Consider the following 18,267-nt stretch of genomic DNA (forward strand, 5'->3'; position numbering starts at 1 on the left):
TCCGCCAAAATAAGTGGTGTCCCGGCTACCCCGCCCTATTGCTGCCAACCGGATGGGTTTACATATAAGATGTGCCAACACGAGGAACCGTCATGACCCGGATCGAATACAGGTTGCATGCTTTTGACCTCGCGAGCCCGTTCGGCTTCGCAGACGGCAATATGTTCGGTCACCTCTTGCGGGAAAAACTCGGAAAGCTCGCGCCGGACAAGCGGGCCGTTCTGATCGAATGCGTCAAAAGATTTTTGCTCCCGGCGCTGCCGCGGCGGATAAAGACTGTCCTCGTCGGCACGCACAATCCCATCCGCATTCCCGACGGCGAGACGATCGACGATATCGAGGACTTCACGGTCGGCATCCGGGAAGATCAGGTGCTGGAAGTGGCCGCGGAACTCGCTTCGAAGCACGATTGATCGAAAAACATCAAACCGGATGCGCTGTTTAGAGTGTTTCGGTTTTACGCAATTCCGGACACAAAATCGGTTCCCGCTTTGCTGGAATTGCTCTCGTCTGCTCCCGGAGCAGGCGTATAGCCGATATCGCGGCTATACTGGTCGGAGTGGCCGGATTCGAACCGACGACCCTATAGTGCGGTAACGCGTGCCAACGTGGGCACTTACTCACACGTAGGGTTATGCTGCGCGGTTGCGCTTTTGGTAATTTCCCGCGCTACACGAATGCGCAATGCATCGTCGTCTAATTTAACGAAAGTTTTGTAGTCTGGATGGCCTCGAATTTGAAGTAGCAACGATTCTCGCGGGTAGTCTGCATATATTTCCAGAAAACGATCATAAAGGCCGAGAATATCACCACCATAGTTGCGAGTGGGACCCTCGGGTTTACCGAAAGCTGCATTGCCATAAATGGCGGCTGCCTTTGCTTCCTCACTGGAAAGCGGAACTCTTACGATGTGACTTGCTTTCGTAATTTCATCCTTGATTGCGACCGTAGCAGAGTCGCCGAATGCAACAATATCGTAAATCGTGCCTTGTGCGGGTGTTCCATCCGGCAAGTTGTAATCGAGTTTTTTGCCGATTTGCAGACTCTCGGAGACCCCGCTCAAGCCCGGAGGAGTGCCATCAAACGTTGATGGTACTGTTTCAACTTCCATAAAGCATTGATAGACCCAGATCATGTCTTTGTGCTTGTCTCGGCGTTCCATGGCCTCTTCAAGGGAGACGAGATCTTCAGACCTAAAATCATCCATCCTATAACCATCGAGGAAGATCAGGCGTTTGACTTCCTTGACGTCATCATTAGCAAAGTAGGGATGATTGGTCACAAAAACGTAAGTCGGGACTGGTTTTTCTTTAGATTGTTTGCCCACGGTCATCAATTCGGCCTCGCGGACATACTGTTGGATTAGCGCATAAAGTGGCGGCAAGTCTGCTTCTGAAAAATTGGTCCCAATTGACAGTTCAAACCAATAGACCGCGTTGGATAGTTTCTTTTCCGAAGCAGCATGAACCTTATTTCGTAGCCAACTACGGAGCTCACTTCGAAATACGTCGCTGTTTAAATCGTAAGCGTTCTTCCAACTATTCTTCCGTTTGGCTTCCACTGCATACTTGCGGCCCGATTTCATAGTAGCCCAAAATTCTGGAGCCTTGTCTGACTTGGCTTGAGCATCCTCAATCTTAGCGCCCGCTAAAGCGAAAGCCGCTGCGACGACCGTCTCATAAACAGCCGGTTGAAAGTGATCGGGTTGCCGCAGCCGACCAATGAGACTCTTTGGCAACTGATCATGATGTTCCATCAGATAGAGGGCGTATGCAAATTGGAAAATGCCCGTAACAAATCCAACGGCTGGTGCCCCCTTGGATGTATCGTGCTGTTTACTATGGGCCGTAAACTTGTCCATCCATCCAAAAAGCGGATGTTTTAATCCGTGTTTCTTCGCTTGGGCGCCCCAATCACGGCCCATAACTTCTGGAAGATAGCTCAACAAGAAATCCGTGAAAAACGTCCATTTCGGTGAGAACACGATCCTGTTCCCGACGGCGACTACGCGTTGGCCTTGGAATTCCGCTGAGATAATCCTTTTACCGTGTCCCTGTTGCCGCTTGCGCACGATTTCCTGCGCTTCCCGCTGCCGAAGCATTCGAGCGATCTGTTCTTTCATGTCCTCCGGCAATTCTGGCTTTCTGATCTGCCCGTGGCAATGCTTGTATTTCTTACCGCTGCCACAAGGGCAAGGCGCGCTTCTTGCGATTCTGGTTGACCTTGGTTCGCCGGGTTTCATAACCCAATGCTCCACATTGCGAAGAATAGCTATGAAAATAAACTGCTTCGGTCAAAGCGGAAAGGTTCTTCCCAAGGAGGCCAAGGAACGCGATACGGGTAATGTATGGGGCTCCCCCCTACCTACATCACGCCCATATTCGCCAAGAATAGAAAAATGTTCTTTGGCGCCGATTTCCTAAGCCGTTCTCTTGGAAGAAAATGGTCGGAGTGGCCGGATTCGAACCGACGACCCCTTGACCCCCAGTCAAGTGCGCTACCGGGCTGCGCTACACTCCGATAAATTCGCTAGATCAATGACTTAGCGAGGCATTCAATCCTCAGAATATTCGGCCTATTTTCTGCCGGGGTAACGCTGAGGGTAACAGTCTCGCCGATTATTTGGGAAGTCTCTGGGGGAAACCTCAAATCGACAGGCGAGCAATTACCCTATGGCGCTACAGGAGGCAAGGGCCGCAACGGAACTACGGACAAGAAATATCCGGCAGAGCGAACCGTTTTCGCCCATAGTGATTATCCCCTGCCGGTCGGAAGTCCAGGTGAAACATGCTATGGTTTGCTTGGAGGAACGGAGGGACAGAACGTTGCCCAATCACGAGGAGAAGATTGCGTCCTACAAGACGTTGATTGATTTGCACTATAGCAATGTCGAGAAAGCACAATGGAGACTGTTTGAATTGCGAACCGGATCGATAACCACCGCCGGGGATGAAGTCGCTTTCAGCAGGTCATTGATTGCAGATGAAATGTGCGAAATCCGCAAGCTGGAAACGCTCCTGAAGCGGCTCGAGCACCCCAAGGAAAACGACACGACAGTGTTATGGCGCATGTTACGCCTAGGGGGCAGTTTGGGCTGGAGCCGTAAAATCAACTGACTATCGCTAGCCCTTATCAGGGGTGAGAAGAAGGAGGAGAGCAAGACATACTAGCCCCCACGCGGCTGTCTTCTCTCCTCTCTCTCCCCCCAACTGGCCGCTTTAGCGGAGGAAACATTTGTCCCAAGACCGGGGTGCCAACAGCGGTCAGCGGGAGCAGGTTACACCTGATTTGCAGTGTCGACTGGCTGGCAAAATGGTCAATCACCTAAAGGCGTATTCCTGCTCCAATTGAGCCAGCGCACGCCCTCCCCACTCCAGACGCCGCACAAAAATTTCTCCGCATGTCGGCAACCGGCCGGCTCATTCGTCCTTTGAGTTGCCGCGCTGGCCGGCAACGCGCCTGGTAGAGGAGTAACCACCATGATCAAGATCACTCAGCATCTCTGGTTCGAGAAAGATATGGAAGCCGCCATCGGCTTCTACACATCCCTGATTCCCGGCTCATCGGTCGACTGGATATCCGCTTTGCCTGCTGACAGCCCGAGCGGGCCAGCGGGCAGCGTCAGGATCGCTGCCTTCACGCTCGGCGACCAGCGCTATATGGCGATCGAGGCCGGTCCCCTCGATCCGTTCAACCACAGTTTCTCGATCATTGCCGAATGCGAAACCCAAGCGGAGATCGACCGTCTATGGGACGCGCTGAAGGAGGGCGGCTCGACGGAGCAATGCGGCTGGTTGAAAGATCGCTGGGGCCTCTCCTGGCAGATAACGCCGAAGCGGCTCGCTGAGCTCATGGGCGACCCCGACCCCGCCAAGGCCAAGCGAGTTGCCGAAGCGATGCTCGGCATGGTGAAGTTCGATATCGCAGGTCTGGAGGCGGCGGCGAATTGTTGACGGGGATCCGATCAGTCGGGATCGGACACTCTCTCGAACAACTCCACAGGGTTGCCGCGATAGGTTGTGGCTTTGAACATTTTGAAGCCTAGGCGTGCGGCGACGCTTTTCGAGGTATCGTTCCAGGTATCGATCATACAAACGGTCCGGTTTGAAATTCTCCTGGAGTCGAACCAGACAAATACGGCTTGCATCGCCTCGGTTGCTATACCCCGGCCGTTCCGGGAATATTCCACCCTCCACATGGCCTCTGGATAACCATCGTAAGAGGCGCCGTGACCTCGATGAAAATGCGCCAGCCCCACCTCGCCGATCACCGCGCCAGATATACGGTCGACAACGGCAAATGGGCCGAAGTCAAACGTTGCCCAGTGTCCGATCCAGCGCAGCAACCGATACCAGATATCTTCCTCGCTCAGTTGCGGGTGACCGGGAGAACCATCCGTCACCGGCTTGTTCACCCACACGCTCTTGTAGGTTTCAAAATCGCCGATGAGCAGCGGACGCAGGAGCAGACGGTCTGTTTCAATCATGGTTTTGCTTGCCAAATGATGGGGTAGGTTCGCAATTTAGGTCGTAAACTCATAAATCTGGTAGAAATGGCGCCTGAAACGGCAAGAAGATGCGAGGAGAAGCGTGAAGGGCGGGGCCTTTCCCCCGGCCGAGCGGTTCGACATGGCAGCTTGCAGCCGTTTCGGCGTCCGGAGGATATGGTCCATCTTCCCGGCAACTGCGTCGCAAAGGACTTGAAAATGGATAAACATTTCCTTCGCCTTTGCTCCTTGTATCCGAAAAGATGGCCTCATACCATTTCCATCAGATTTATGAGTTCACGACCTAGTTTAATATCCGCATTCGAAGGTACCGCCAAATTCTAAACGCGCGTTTTCAATCTTTCGATCCTTATGCTGAACGCCGCAGCGCTCGACGGCACATGCAAGCCCATGGGCGTACGACGCAGCGTGTGATTCGATGGCGCTCCGATTGCAGCGCATCTTTGCCTGCAGCCATTAAGTAACAATTCCGCAACACCTTTCCCCAAAGATGGATGCACGCTGCGATTGTATTCGAAAACTAAACCTTTAGATTTATAGTAGAGCTTTGACTCGCACGACTAATGACCGTTTTATGCATTTTCTAAAACCGGCACGGCAGAGGGGGATCCTTGACAGCTGCGTCCGAAGAAAAGGTGGGATAGGTATCGGCATGACTCTACGCAAAGCTTTGCGCGCATCGACTGCGCTGACCGTGGTTTCGGTTCTCGGCATAACCGCCACGGTCTCCCTCTCGATTTTCGGCGAAGCAAAGGCGCAGACGTGGAATGGGGCGGGACCGGACTATGGTATCGGGACAAACTGGACGCCGAACAATGTTCCGGACGCTGCCGGAGAGACTGCCACGTTCGATGATACCGGCGCAGCCCAGTCAACGGTAAATCTTGGGGGAGCCACTTATTCGTTGAACAGCTGGGTAGTCAACGGCGGCACCACCTACTCGATGGAAAACGGCACCGTAAACTTTCTTGATGCTGCGGGTTTGACGAACAACTCGACCGGCGGCCTGGGGATAAATGCAAACATTACCGGTGTCGGCGGCGTAACGCAGAGTGGCACGTCTACGCTCTTTCTTCTCGGCAACAATAGCTATAGTGGCGGGACGACCGTACTTTCAGGAATAGTTGAAGCAAGGGGAACTGGCAGGCTTGGCACTGGTGCTGTGAACGTCGGGAATGCGTTCGGCGGTGCCTCCGCCGAGCTGCAATTGACCAATGGGTTCGATGCTCAATCACTGTTTATTACCAACCATGCCACGGGCAACACAGTTTTCAATGGCGGGACGGCGGGCGGCGCCACTATCAGAAACAGTGAGGGTGGTGGCACTACCTTCATGAACAATAGCACCGCCGGTAGTGCCACGATTACCAACGATATTAGCGCCAACCAGCCAAGTGTCACGTTGTTCAGCGATACCAGCACGGCCGGTAGCGCGAGGTTTTTTCTGCCCGGCGGTGATGTTCGGTTTCAGGATAACAGCACGGCAGGCAACGCAATCCTAACCGGAACTGCAACAATCGTATTCCAGCAGAATGCGACCGGTGGTAACGCCAACATCAGTCTCGAGTCCTTCACCGGGTTGATTCAATTTCTGGACAACAGCACGGCGGGCGCGGCCACGATTTTGAATGATACCGGCAGCCAAATTCGGTTTGACGGCGCAGGGACGTCTGCCGGGACGGCCACGATCACCAACAGCGGCTCCTCTATTCTACCGGCCGTCCAGAATTCGACAACGATATTCGACACGACCAGCACGGCAGGCAACGCCACGATCATCAACATAAGTGATGGTCGAACACAGTTCCTCGCCAGTAGTAACGCCGGAAGCGCCAGGATTGAAAACAATGTCGGTGGCGGCACGTTTTTTGAAGGCACCAGCAGCGGCAACAGCGCACAGCTCGTTACGGTCGGCACCGGTTTCGTAGACTTCTCGCGAAGCGCTTCTGCCGCGAATACTGCCGGCTCCATCGAGGGCAGCGGTGAGTTGCGGCTCGGTGCGATTGATTTCACTGTCGGCTCGAACAATCTGTCGACCACATATTCCGGTGTGATCCAGGACGGCGGCACCAATGGCGGCACGGGCGCATCGCTGACCAAGACCGGTACAGGAACCCTGACGCTATCCGGTATCAATACTTATACAGGCGACACGACGGTCAATCAGGGCACGCTTTCCGTCAACGGCACAATCGGCGATGTCGACGTGATGAGCGGTGCGACGCTCGGCGGTATCGGTACGGTCGGCAATGCGGTTGTGGCCTCCGGTGCTACCATTGCTCCGGGCAATTCGATCGGCACGCTGAACGTCGCCGGAAACCTCACCCTTGCTGCCGGTTCGGTCTACAGTGTCGAACTCGCAGGCTCGGGTGCGTCGGATATGATCGCAGCTTCCGGCGTTGCAACCTTGCAGGGTGGTTCGGTGTCGGTCACCGCACTTGACCCGCAGACCAGCTATCAGACTGGACAGGTCTACAGGATCTTGACTGCTCAGGGCGGGGTCAGCGGAGCATTCGATCCGAATGTGCTGAGCAATTCCGCATTTTTGAGCGCGACGATTGCGAATACGGCCAACGCCGTGGATCTTACCATTGCAGTCGCAACAACGCCCAATCCGCCTAACCCACCCGGTCCTCCTCCGGTGTTCGTGACCGCCGCGCAAACCCGCAACCAGCTGGCGACGGCCGGTGCTCTCGATACTCTGGTTCAAAGCGGCAGTTCTTTGGCGCTCTATAACAGCCTTCTCGTGCTCGATGCCGTCACGGCGCGCGAAGCATTCGATTCATTGTCGGGCGAGATTTACGCTTCGGCGAAGACAGCTTTGATCGAGGACAGCCGTTTCATCCGCGATGCTGCGATCAACAGGGTTCGCAGTTCCTTTGGCGGTGTGGCTACCGCCGCGGTACCGGTCATGGCCTATGGCGAAGGCGGCCCGGAACTCGCTCCTGCAACAACCGACAAATTCGGCGTATGGGGAACAGGCTTCGGCAATTGGGGTTCGACCGACAGCGATGGCAACGCTGCATCCCTTGATCGTACGACTGGCGGTTTTGTCGTTGGAGCCGACGCACTTGTCTGGGAAAACTGGCGTCTCGGCTTGCTTGCCGGATATAGCCGCACATCGTTCGATGTCGATGATCGTTCGTCGTCGGGAGACAGCGACAATTATCATCTCGGCATCTATGGCGGCACACAGTGGGGTAATCTCGGCTTCCGTGCAGGTGCAGCCTATACGTGGAGCAATATCGATACCGATCGCTCGGTAGTGTTCCCGGGTTTTTCCGAGGATCTCAGCGCCGACTATGACGCCGGAACCGCCCAGGTCTTCGGTGAACTTGGCTACCGCATCGATACCAGCCGCGTCGCATTCGAACCTTTCGCCAATCTCGCCTACGTGAACTTCCGGAGCGACTCCTTCTCCGAATCCGGTGGCGCAGCGGCACTGTCCGCATCGAGCGAAACGACCGACACGACTTTCACCACGTTGGGTCTGCGGGCATCCACAGATTTCACGCTGGGAAGCATGTCGGCGACGGCCCGCGGCATGCTGGGCTGGCGCCATGCATTCGATGACGTAACGCCGCAATCCCGCCTCGCCTTCACTGGAAGCGACGCTTTCACGATATCAGGCGTGCCAATCGACCAGGACGCGTTCGTGGTCGAGGCCGGTCTTGATCTCAAGATCACGCATAGCGCGACGCTTGGACTGGCTTATAATGGCCAGTTTGGCAGCAAGGCGCAGGACAATGGATTCAAGGCCGACCTTTCGTTCAAGTTCTAAGAGCCTGAACGGAAATTCGCCATGAAGGGCTGCAAATGGCATTTTTCTGCGCTCCGATGCTCATGTACAAACGTACGCTGCGCTTCGGTGCTCGAAAACCACCATTTTCGCGACCCCTGACGAATTTTCGTTAGGGCTCTAAGATATTTGGCTCCGGCCTCTGAGGAAATACAATGGAACGGCCGGAAACAGACCATATTGATCAGGATGCCAATCTCGAGGCCTTGGCGAACTTCGTGGACTCCTCTGGCATCAACAGGGATCGGGGCGGCAGGTGCCGGTTTGACGCCGACATCCTGTTCAGCAGCGACAGGACCGTCGACGAGCGCACACGCGTCCATATCAGCTTTCGCGACGACGAGGTTTCAGTGGTGCGCTTTACCGAGAAGGGTGAGTTGAATCCTGTCCATGTGCATACGGAATTCAGACTTGCGTCATCCGTTTTCCGGTTTGAAGATGAAGAACTGCAGATTTTCGGAACGTCACCGAAAGTAGGCCAATACACGGTCCGTATTCGGCCGTTGTAGGACTGAATTCAGACTGGAGAACTACCGAATGACCGCTTCATTTGCGGAAACCAAGCTGCTTCTGTTCCGGAGGCTCAAATACATACTCCGCCGCCCGAAGCCTCCAGTGATGCCGGTCCCCTTTGCCGGACCAGTCGTGGTTGTTGGCTCGGCTCCGGTTTCTCACAAGCCTATCGATTTTGATGAAACATTTCGTGTGATCACCATCAATGGTTCTCAGGCAGTGACCCGGAAATGGGGCATAACGGTGCCCGACGTTACGCTTATGCAGTACAGGCAACTCGATGGCACGAACACGAATGCGGTCGAGGTTCGTCGTGTTCTCAAGGGTGAGCGCACGGGCACGCTCTACGTGCTGTTGTGGCGCAAGGGACTGGCGAGCCTCAACGAGCACCTTAAAGCGTTTGACTATCGCTATGACAGGGTTCAGATCGTAAACCGCTATGAGCGGATTGCGCTGGTGGAAAGAATCTGCGGGCTGAAGGTGCTCGAACTGGACGCGATCTCCAAATGCTCGAATGGGGTGATCGCGGTACTCTTCGCGCTGTTGAACGGCGCCACAGCCGTCATCATCAGCGGAATCAACCCGCAATCGACCGGACATGTCTATAACCAGGAAAATTTGTCCCGGCTTCATGTCGAGATGGACAGCGAAATATTGTTGACGCTGCTGCGTAAGGGATATCCGGTTTATACGGCGGACCCCGAAGTAGCAAAATCAATAGGGTTGCCGCTATGGGAAGGCAGCGCACGAAGCAATTCCGCACCTGTCTCGCATTACCGCGGAACATAAGCGCTGAAGGTCCGTTATAGCCCTGTAGTGAACAGGAGCTTCAAAATGGCAATGTTTTCCAGAAATGCAGATGATATCCAGGGCGACGTCGAGGCGCAGATCGCGGCCTTGCGCAAAGAGATTTCCAAGATTTCGGCCAGTCTTTCCGATTTGGGATCTGAACGATTTGACGAGATGAAGCGCTCCGCATCAAGGCAGGCTCGTTACGCTGCCGATACCGCCAAGGAGAATCCTGTGGCGACGGTCGCGATCATTGCGGCTGCAGCTTTACTACTCGGGCTTTTCTCACGCCGTTGATACAAGGATGACTTACCATGGACGACATGACCGAAGCCATGCAGAGCGAGACGGACAAGGAGAGACTACGCAGTGAGATCGCCGATTTGAAGCGCGATCTGGCGGCGATTACCAAAACCCTGTCCGACCGCGGTATCGAATTCCTCGATAACCTGTCGGATGATGACGAAAGCTCGACGTTCGATGAAATCAAGGAGCGCGGGACGCGTGCTGCCAGCGCTCTGGGTCATCGGGCTCAGAAAATTGCCAATACGCCAACGCAAAATTCGGTTTCGACGCTGATGATCATCGCTGGCCTCGGCGTTATCATCGGCATGCTGGCCCGCTAGAAAAAAAATTATTTTTTGCGGAACCTTTTGCGACATATCTGCGTTCTTACAAAACTGGTCCCCCAACCAGCTAGGCTGCAACCCCACAGCCAACCCCGAGTCCCAGCTTCTGCTCCGGTAGAAGCTGGGCTTTTTTTAGGACTATATGAGTTCAGCGGACCTGATCAAGCAGACGCTTGCATTCAAGCAGATCAAACAGCGTTTCCTGAAGAAGCGTTCGATTGTCCTTGGAGAGCCGTTTGCCATCGGCGGCAACCGGGCCCTCGTCGTCCCCCTTGATCAATCCGAAGAGACGTCTGCCCTGGGGTGCGGATTTCGACGTTCCCATGACGGCAGCCTCCTCGTCGGCGTCGACGCGGTCCTGCTCGGCGGCAAGCGCTTCTTCCTGACGGGCCGAGGCCTGCTTTTGCTGGCTGATGGCTTCGGCGGCCGCAGTGTCGCCACTGCCGAGCGCTATGATGAACTGCGTGCCGTTTTCCCGGAGAAGCCGCTGCACGCCCTTGATTGTATAGCCTTGATCGTAAAGCAGATGGCGGATCCCCTTCAGGAGATCCACGTCCAGCGGGCGGTAATATCGGCGCCCGCCGCCACGTTTCATCGGTTTGATATGCGTGAAGCGTGTTTCCCAGAAACGCAGGACGTGCTGGGGCAGATCGAGATCTTCTGCAACTTCGCTGATGGTTCTAAATGCGTCGGGACTCTTGTCCATGATTTCACCCTCTCAGGAGAAATTCTGATTCGACCTCTATTTCAGCGGTTTATCGACCATTTTTCAAGCGCGGCGCTAAACTACACCACAGCAATCTTGCATCCGGAGCGTGCAGAACGCAAATTCGGCTATGTTCAGGCTGTTTTCTTCTTGCGCGTCTGGTGCGAGCGCAAAATTCGCTGCTTCAGCACGTTTGATGCCTTGAACGTCATGACCCGGCGCGGCAGGATTGGCACCTCTTCACCCGTCTTGGGGTTGCGGCCGATGCGTTCGTTTTTATCTCTTACCTGGAACGTGGCGAAAGACGACAATTTGACGGTCTCGCCACGAACAATTGCGTCACACACTTCGTCGAGAATTGTCTCGACAAGCGAAGCTGATTCTGTGCGTGAAAGCCCTACCTTGCGATAGACCGCTTCAGCCAGATCAGCGCGCGTAATGGTCTTACCCCCCATACGATCTCAAAGCTCTCGTTTGTTGCAAAACTACCAGGTGACAGCGGAAGTTACAGAATGAAACCGGATCGGGCAAGCGCGTTGAGAAAGTTCGTGAACTAATTCAATGCTTAACCTGCCTACTACCACCGTAGCAGAACTGCACCCCACGTAAACCCCCCACCCATGGCTTCGAGAAGGACGAGATCGCCTTGCTTGATCCGGCCGTCGGCGACAGCCGCCGCAAGAGCTAAGGGTACTGAAGCGGCTGATGTATTTCCGTGTTGGTCGACAGTGATGACGACCTTCCCGGCAGGAAGATCGAGCTTCTTCGCCGTGGCGTCGATGATGCGCTTGTTGGCCTGGTGCGGGACGAACCAATCAATGTCCGCAGCAGTAATTCCTGCCTCGGAAAACGCCGCTTCGATGACGTCGGTAACCATGCCGACGGCATGCTTGAACACCTCACGGCCCTCCATGCGCAAATGCCCGACCGTCTGCGTCGTGGATGGTCCACCATCGACATATAGTTTCTGTTTGTGCGATCCATCGGAACGCAGATTGGCGGTGAGCACGCCGCGATCCGAGGTAAGGCCACGGCCCTCACCCGCTTCAAGAACGACAGCACCCGCACCATCCCCGAACAAGACGCATGTCGTGCGGTCTTTCCAGTCGAGGATACGGGAAAAAGTCTCCGATCCGATAACCAGAACGCGTTTGGCCATGCCGCCGCGAATATAAAGATCGGCCGTGGTCATCGCATAGACGAAGCCGGAGCACACCGCCTGCATGTCGAACGCAAAGCCGTGCGTCATGCCAAGACGTGCCTGGATATCGACCGCAGACGCTGGAAATGTATTGTCCGGTGTCGAAGTAGCGAGGATGATGAGATCGATATCGTCCGGCGTGAGACCGGCATTGTCCAGCGCGGCCCGGGCCGCTGTCTCGCCGAGCGAAGCCGTCGTCTCGCCCTCGCCAGCGATGTAACGCTGGCGGATACCCGTGCGCTGTACGATCCATTCGTCGCTCGTCTCGACAATCCCTTCCAGATCAGCATTCTTGACCAGGCGTGCCGGTTTGGCCGCCCCTATACCTTTAACAACTGATCTGATCATTTAACTTCCTGTTGTATTTCGGCTTCTGCGTCGTTGCCGGCTTCGTCTTTGAACGCCACACCGACCGGACCCTTGTGGAAATGCGTCAGATCCGCAGCGATCTTGTCGAGAAGCTTGTTGTGAGCCATGTCATAACCAACATCGATAGCGGAGGCAAAGCCCAGCGCGTCGGTTCCACCATGGCTCTTGATGACGACACCATTAAGGCCAAGGAATACGCCGCCATTGGTCTTGCGCGGGTCAAGCTTTTCTCGCAGACGGTTGAACGCCCCCCTGGCGAAAATATAGCCAATCTTCGCCATCAGCGTGCGGCTCATGGCCTCGCGGAGATATTGCGCATATTGCTTGGCTGTACCTTCTGCTGCCTTGAGCGCGATATTCCCGGTGAACCCTTCAGTGACAACGACATCCACCGTGCCCTTGCCGATGTCGTCACCCTCGACGAAACCGTAATATTCGAGGCTGGGCAACGGAATTTCGCGCAGGATACGCGCCGCGTCCTTGACGTCATCCTGCCCCTTGATCTCTTCCACGCCGACATTCAGAAGGCCAATCGTGGGACGCTCGATGTCAAAAAGTGAGCGCGCCATGGCGGCTCCCATCACAGCGTAGTCCACGAGTTGCTGCGCATCGGCGCCGATAGTCGCGCCTATATCGAGCACAATGCTTTCACCACGCAAGGTCGGCCAAATGCCTGCGATCGCGGGCCGCTCGACATTTGCCATCGTACGCAGGCAGAACTTCGACATCGCCATGAGCGCGCCGGTATTGCCGGCGGAAACGCAGACATCCGCCTCGCCCGTCTTTACGGCCTCGATCGAACGCCACATGGAAGATTTCCAGCGGCCGTTGCGCAAAGCCTGGCTCGGCTTCTCGTCCATGCGCACAGCGACATCGCAATGGTGGAAGGTCGAGGCGTTGGACAATGCCTGATACTTCGCCAGGTGCGGCTGGACTTCTTCTTCCCGTCCAAAAATTACGAACCTGATATCAGGATGGCGCTCCAGCGCCGTTGCCATGCCGGGAATGACGATCGATGGACCGAAATCACCGCCCATGGCATCAATGGAAATTCTGATCACTCTGGATTGTCCTGTCCTGTTCAGTACGGATGCGCCTATCCGGGCGGCATTACTTATGCCGAGGACATGGCACCAATCAAGTCTTCTGTTTCCAATCCTTCAGACCGGCGAACGGATTGGCCGGTTTTTCGGCCTCGTCATCTTCGCCAAAACTCGTCACAACGGGCGGTGCATCCTCGATTCCGCGCTTACGCGGATAGGGATCGATCGCAAGCTCAAAAAACTCCTCGGCGATAGCGCCAGCGTCGAGCCGGTCGCCGGAAAACGTCTCCGGTGCATCGGGGCCCTCGGCGTCGATGATAAGTTCGCCATTCTCGTCGAGCGGCAAACGGGCAAGCCGGGAACTTTCCGGCACGAAGAGCGTATCAATCTCCGCGTTGACGGTCGCATCGATCGGTTCCAGCGTCACGATACATGACTGGACGATCTCTGCCTTGACTGTCCCCCGAACGCGAATGCCGTCCTTTTTCCATGGCACGATCTGCAGATCGGCCTTGAACGATTTGACATCCTCCAACTCGTGAAAGTCGCGCAATGCTTCGCGCTCACGTTGGTCGGCGTCGATCTTTATTGTGACCCCCTTTTGCGGCAGGCGGTTGACGGAAACAGGAAAGCTCAAAGCTCCGTCGGTTTTTCTCGTTGTCATATGGCTTTCCCCCTTTCAATTCTGCGGTGTTTCAAGAGAACCTGCATCAGGAAATGTCACCTTTCCGCTCGCAAGCACTTCGTCAGGCTGGTTCTCCAGCAACCGGACCACACGCCCTACGTAATCTGCGAGCGCAGCCGCGCCTGACCAATTATCGCTGTCGGGCCGAATATTACGCGCAAGCGCGGCAATCAATGCCGGGTGATCATTGATTTCAAGCGCCTTGTCATAGGATTCGATGCGGCCGTAAAACATCCGCGCCAGTTTCTTCATGCGCTTGGGCACACCCGAATCCCCTATACCGAGCTCGCGCAAGGAATGATCGACATCCCTGAAAAATTCATCCGTCACTTCCTGGCCGATTGCCTTCAGCGCCGGGCTTCTGCCCTTGATACGCCTGACAAACAGATAAACATGCAGGGACAGCATTTCATACCGGCCAAGCGGCGAATCCGGTACTTCCAGATCAGAATAAAAGTAAGGCTGCCGCGCCGCTGCCACGATCGCATCGTAGAGGGCAATGGTAATCGCCTCATTTGCTTTGGCCTTGCGGCTGAATAGACTGAGAATCATGTAGTTAGGCCTCAACTTGAGTCACGAGTCGCGTGTTGCATCGGACTTCAAGGTGGTTTACCGAAGTTCTGCGGGCAGCGAAAGACTTGCGCCCAGATTGAAATGGAGATGTCGTTGCTGCAGCGGATTTTCAAGACCGGTTGTTCAAGGGAATACCTTCTCGCCGGAACCTTTTTATTGGCTACGGGGCTCGCTGGCTGCAATACCGCCAACCTCAATCCATCGGAGACACTGACACAGGGCTATGTCATTGATGACAAGGCGCTGGAGTTCGTTCCAGTGGGATCCAGCCGCGAGCAGGTGATCCTGTCGCTTGGTAGTCCGTCGACGACCGCGACATTCGACAACGAAGTGTTTTATTATATATCGCAGAAGGCTCATCGCAGCGTCGCCTTCATGCAGCCCAGGGTCAAGGAACGCCGCATCCTGGCCGTCTATTTCGACAAGGACAGCAAAGTTGCCAGCATTTCCAATTATGGATTGCAGGATGGCAAGGTATTCGACTTCATTTCCCGTACCACGCCGACAGGCGGCAGGGATCTTTCGTTCCTTGGCCAGTTGCTGCAAGGTGTCGGCAAAACCCCGTCAATACCCTCCGCAGGAGGCACGCCCACCGGGGGCGCTCCGAACAACCCGTAAAAATAAAAAACCCGCGAAACATGTTCCGCGGGTTTTTTGTTGGGCTAGAGCAAATTTTGTCTATTTAGAGCCAGTTCTGTTTCCCGGATGGCGAGACAATCCACGCGAAAGGTGGCGAGGCCGATGTTTATCCATCGGACGAAGCCGCCTGACAAAGTGGTTGGCCGCCAGCCGGAAACCCGAAGGGCCGGGTGAATCTGGTTCAAATCCATCGGGTTTCGACTTCGTCCGATGGATAAACATCGCCTCGCCAAACCCCTCGACCTTGAACCAAATTCCCTCCGGCAGAACGACTCTAAATAGACAAAACTTGCTCTAGTATCAGCAATCAGTGTGCAAGCACGGCCAAAAGCAGCAATGCAACGATGTTTGTGATCTTGATCGCCGGATTGACCGCGGGACCTGCCGTATCCTTATAGGGATCGCCAACGGTATCGCCGGTAACCGACGCCTTATGCGCTTCCGACCCCTTCATGTGGCGCTTTCCATCCTTGTCAACGAAGCCGTCTTCGAAGGATTTCTTTGCGTTGTCCCAAGCGCCGCCGCCTGACGTCATCGAAATGGCAACGAAGATGCCATTGATGATAACGCCGAGGAGCGAAGCACCGAGAGCCGCGAAAGCAGAAGCCTTGGAGCCTGAAATCAGCAAAACGCCGAAATACACGACCAGCGGTGCCAGCACAGGCAGGAGCGAGGGAACAACCATTTCCTTGATCGCAGCGCGGGTGAGAATGTCCACCGCCCTCGCATAGTCCGGCCGTTCAGTGCCCTGCATGATGCCTGGCTTTTCGCGGAACTGGCGGCGCACCTCCTCCACAACGGAGCCTGCAGCACGGCCAACTGCCGTCATTGCAATACCGCCGAAGAGATAAGGAATGAGGCCACCGAAGATGAGACCAGCAACCACGTAGGGGTTGGACAGCTCGAACGAGACCGTACCGATTCCCTTGAAGTAGGAGAAAGCGGTCGCGCCTTCCTTGTTGGCTTCCGCGATGAAGAACTGCAGGTCATTGGAATAGGCCGCGAACAGAACCAGCGCACCGAGACCGGCCGAACCAATCGCATATCCCTTGGTTACAGCTTTCGTTGTATTGCCAACCGCATCGAGCGCATCGGTAGATTTGCGAACCTCAGGGTCGAGCCCAGCCATTTCCGCGATACCACCGGCATTGTCGGTGACCGGTCCGAATGCATCGAGCGCAACGATCATGCCGGCAATCCCGAGCATGGCGGTAACGGCAATACCTGTGCCGAACAATCCCGCAAGCTGATAGGTCGAAATGATACCGCCAACGATAACCAGTGCCGGTAGCGCAGTCGATTCGAGCGAGACGGCAAGGCCCTGGATGACATTCGTGCCGTGCCCGGTTACGGATGCCTGTGCGATCGAATTCACCGGGCGCTTGTTGGTACCGGTATAGTATTCGGTAATCACCACGATCAAACCCGTCACGACGAGCCCGATCAGGCCGCAAATGAACAGGTTGGTTCCAGTGATGGACATGCCGGCGACCGTGCCGACCTCACCCCAGCCGACAGTTGCGGAAGTTGCCGCCGCAAGACCGAGGATCGACAGAAGCCCCGTCACGATCAGCCCCTTGTAGAGAGCACCCATGATGGAGTTATTGGCGCCAAGCTTGACGAAAAACGTCCCGGCGATAGAGGTGACGATGCAGGCGCCGCAGATGGCCAAGGGGTAGAGCATGACCGCACTGAGGACGGGTGTCGCGGCAAAAAAGATTGCACCAAGAACCATGGTGGCGACAATAGTCACCGCATAAGTCTCGAACAGATCAGCTGCCATGCCGGCACAATCACCAACGTTGTCGCCGACATTATCGGCGATTGTCGCAGGGTTGCGGGGATCGTCTTCAGGGATACCAGCCTCGACCTTGCCAACGAGATCACCGCCAACATCAGCACCCTTGGTAAAGATACCACCGCCGAGACGCGCAAAAATGGAAATGAGGGAGGCGCCGAAACCAAGTGAGACAAGTGCGTCGATCACCGTTCGATCGGCGGGCCCATAACCCATTGGTCCGGTCAAAATCCAGTAGTAGACGGACACGCCGAGCAAGGCCAGGCCCGCGACCAGCATGCCGGTGATGGCGCCTGACTTGAAGGCGATTTCAAGCCCCGCGGCAAGACTGCGAGATGCGGCCTGTGCCGTCCGAACATTGGCACGGACAGAAACGTGCATGCCGATGAAACCGGCAAGCCCTGAAAGCACTGCGCCGATCAGAAAGCCGATAGCAGCCGTCCCCGTCAGGAGAAACCAGACTGCAAGGAAAACGACGACGCCGACGATGGCGATCGTGGTGTACTGACGTGTGAGATATGCCTGTGCGCCTTCACGAATTGCACCGGCGATTTCTTGCATGCGCGCATTGCCCTGGTCCGCCGCGAGCACCGATTTGGTGGCTAGAAACGCGTAGACAATAGACAGCAGACCGCAGGCAATGACCAAAAACAGTATTGTCATGCCACTCCCTCAGATTTTGACCGGAAAAACCCCTCCCCGGGTCACGTTCGGTACGGCACACAAAAAAATCCGCCAGGCCGGCAGAAACGCGACCGTATGTGTAAGGAGTAGCGAAGCAAATGTGAAAACGTCAAGGTCTTTCGCATGTTGGCGAAATGCGCGACGAAAGTAGGGCTAGGCAGAACGTGAGTCGAACGGCATAAATGGAGGCGGATAGAGATAAAGGTCTGCCTGTGGAGGTCATTTACAACGAACGTATCAAATTGTTTGCAACATTTTTGAATGGGTTGGGAGTAGCCGTTTTTGCAGTAGGAGGTTTGGCCCCGTTGATTTCAAGTTTCAATGGCTCGACA

17 protein-coding genes, 1 tRNA gene and 1 pseudogene are annotated in these 18,267 nt (G+C 55.4%); 9 read left to right on the top strand and 10 right to left on the bottom strand.

Annotation, left to right across the window (positions count from 1 at the left end; translation table 11 throughout):
• Positions 1-92: 92 nt before the first annotated feature.
• A complete protein-coding gene (locus tag N8E88_RS29010; protein ID WP_112530852.1) occupies positions 93-413 on the top strand; it encodes a hypothetical protein in 321 nt (106 codons plus the stop codon).
• A gap of 1,730 nt (positions 414-2,143) precedes the next feature.
• Here N8E88_RS29010 and N8E88_RS31920 read toward each other — a convergent pair.
• A pseudogene (locus tag N8E88_RS31920) lies at positions 2,144-2,236 on the bottom strand (SEC-C metal-binding domain-containing protein); the annotation flags it as partial.
• A 207-nt stretch (positions 2,237-2,443) separates the two neighbouring features.
• Positions 2,444-2,520 (bottom strand) — tRNA-Pro (locus N8E88_RS29020).
• A 305-nt stretch (positions 2,521-2,825) separates the two neighbouring features.
• On the opposite strand from N8E88_RS29020, the gene N8E88_RS29025 reads away from it, so the two are divergent.
• Together N8E88_RS29025 and N8E88_RS29030 are read left to right on the top strand one after the other, a co-directional pair.
• Positions 2,826-3,116, top strand: coding sequence for a hypothetical protein (locus N8E88_RS29025; protein WP_262293552.1), 291 nt, complete (start codon positions 2,826-2,828; stop codon positions 3,114-3,116).
• Between the two features lie 363 nt (positions 3,117-3,479).
• Complete coding sequence (locus tag N8E88_RS29030; protein WP_262293553.1) at positions 3,480-3,953, top strand: VOC family protein; 474 nt, start codon at positions 3,480-3,482, stop codon at positions 3,951-3,953.
• 11 nt (positions 3,954-3,964) lie between these two features.
• Here the strand turns inward: N8E88_RS29030 and N8E88_RS29035 are convergent, their stop codons facing one another.
• Positions 3,965-4,486, bottom strand: a complete 522-nt coding sequence (locus N8E88_RS29035; protein WP_262293554.1) for a GNAT family N-acetyltransferase — start codon at positions 4,484-4,486, stop codon at positions 3,965-3,967.
• A gap of 673 nt (positions 4,487-5,159) precedes the next feature.
• Between N8E88_RS29035 and N8E88_RS29040 the strand changes: the two genes are divergently transcribed.
• The 5 genes from N8E88_RS29040 to N8E88_RS29060 all read left to right on the top strand — a co-directional run bounded on the left by N8E88_RS29040 (position 5,160) and on the right by N8E88_RS29060 (position 10,234).
• Positions 5,160-8,288 carry an autotransporter outer membrane beta-barrel domain-containing protein gene (locus tag N8E88_RS29040; RefSeq protein WP_262293555.1) on the top strand — a complete coding sequence of 1,043 codons (3,129 nt, stop codon included), beginning with the start codon at positions 5,160-5,162 and terminating at the stop codon, positions 8,286-8,288.
• 173 nt (positions 8,289-8,461) lie between these two features.
• Positions 8,462-8,815, top strand: a complete 354-nt coding sequence (locus tag N8E88_RS29045; protein ID WP_262293556.1) for a hypothetical protein — start codon at positions 8,462-8,464, stop codon at positions 8,813-8,815.
• A 28-nt stretch (positions 8,816-8,843) separates the two neighbouring features.
• Entirely contained in the window at positions 8,844-9,608 is a 765-nt protein-coding gene (locus N8E88_RS29050; RefSeq protein ID WP_262293557.1) for a membrane-anchored protein, read from the top strand.
• 45 nt (positions 9,609-9,653) lie between these two features.
• A complete protein-coding gene (locus N8E88_RS29055) occupies positions 9,654-9,905 on the top strand; it encodes a hypothetical protein (RefSeq protein ID WP_112551317.1) in 252 nt (83 codons plus the stop codon).
• A gap of 17 nt (positions 9,906-9,922) precedes the next feature.
• A complete protein-coding gene (locus N8E88_RS29060) occupies positions 9,923-10,234 on the top strand; it encodes a DEAD/DEAH box helicase family protein (protein WP_262293558.1) in 312 nt (103 codons plus the stop codon).
• 151 nt (positions 10,235-10,385) lie between these two features.
• Here N8E88_RS29060 and N8E88_RS29065 read toward each other — a convergent pair whose 3' ends face one another.
• The 6 genes from N8E88_RS29065 to N8E88_RS29090 form a co-directional block, all read right to left on the bottom strand.
• Positions 10,386-10,943: a MerR family transcriptional regulator gene (locus tag N8E88_RS29065; protein ID WP_112530843.1), complete on the bottom strand. Its 558-nt coding sequence runs from the start codon at positions 10,941-10,943 to the stop codon at positions 10,386-10,388.
• A gap of 134 nt (positions 10,944-11,077) precedes the next feature.
• Positions 11,078-11,398, bottom strand: a complete 321-nt coding sequence (locus N8E88_RS29070; protein ID WP_106716952.1) for an integration host factor subunit alpha — start codon at positions 11,396-11,398, stop codon at positions 11,078-11,080.
• 122 nt (positions 11,399-11,520) lie between these two features.
• The gene (locus tag N8E88_RS29075; RefSeq protein ID WP_262293559.1) at positions 11,521-12,492 is read right to left on the bottom strand and encodes a beta-ketoacyl-ACP synthase III; all 972 of its coding nucleotides are present in this window, start codon (positions 12,490-12,492) and stop codon (positions 11,521-11,523) included.
• Positions 12,489-13,574, bottom strand: coding sequence for a phosphate acyltransferase PlsX (gene plsX, locus N8E88_RS29080; RefSeq protein WP_262293560.1), 1,086 nt, complete (start codon positions 13,572-13,574; stop codon positions 12,489-12,491). The genes N8E88_RS29075 and plsX overlap by 4 nt, the downstream gene beginning before the upstream one ends.
• Positions 13,575-13,650: 76 nt before the next feature.
• A complete protein-coding gene (locus tag N8E88_RS29085) occupies positions 13,651-14,220 on the bottom strand; it encodes a YceD family protein (RefSeq protein ID WP_262293561.1) in 570 nt (189 codons plus the stop codon).
• A 15-nt stretch (positions 14,221-14,235) separates the two neighbouring features.
• Positions 14,236-14,793 carry a ubiquinol-cytochrome C chaperone family protein gene (locus N8E88_RS29090; RefSeq protein WP_262293562.1) on the bottom strand — a complete coding sequence of 186 codons (558 nt, stop codon included), beginning with the start codon at positions 14,791-14,793 and terminating at the stop codon, positions 14,236-14,238.
• Positions 14,794-14,907: 114 nt separating this feature from the next.
• On the opposite strand from N8E88_RS29090, the gene N8E88_RS29095 reads away from it, so the two are divergent.
• On the top strand, positions 14,908-15,432 hold the full coding sequence (locus tag N8E88_RS29095) for an outer membrane protein assembly factor BamE (RefSeq protein WP_410010630.1): 525 nt from the start codon (positions 14,908-14,910) through the stop codon (positions 15,430-15,432).
• Between the two features lie 328 nt (positions 15,433-15,760).
• Here N8E88_RS29095 and N8E88_RS29100 read toward each other — a convergent pair whose 3' ends face one another.
• The gene (locus N8E88_RS29100) at positions 15,761-17,914 is read right to left on the bottom strand and encodes a sodium-translocating pyrophosphatase (protein ID WP_262293564.1); all 2,154 of its coding nucleotides are present in this window, start codon (positions 17,912-17,914) and stop codon (positions 15,761-15,763) included.
• Between the last annotated feature and the right edge of the window lie 353 nt (positions 17,915-18,267).

The sequence above is a fragment of the Phyllobacterium zundukense genome (assembly GCF_025452195.1).
GTDB classification, from domain to species: domain Bacteria; phylum Pseudomonadota; class Alphaproteobacteria; order Rhizobiales; family Rhizobiaceae; genus Phyllobacterium; species Phyllobacterium zundukense_A.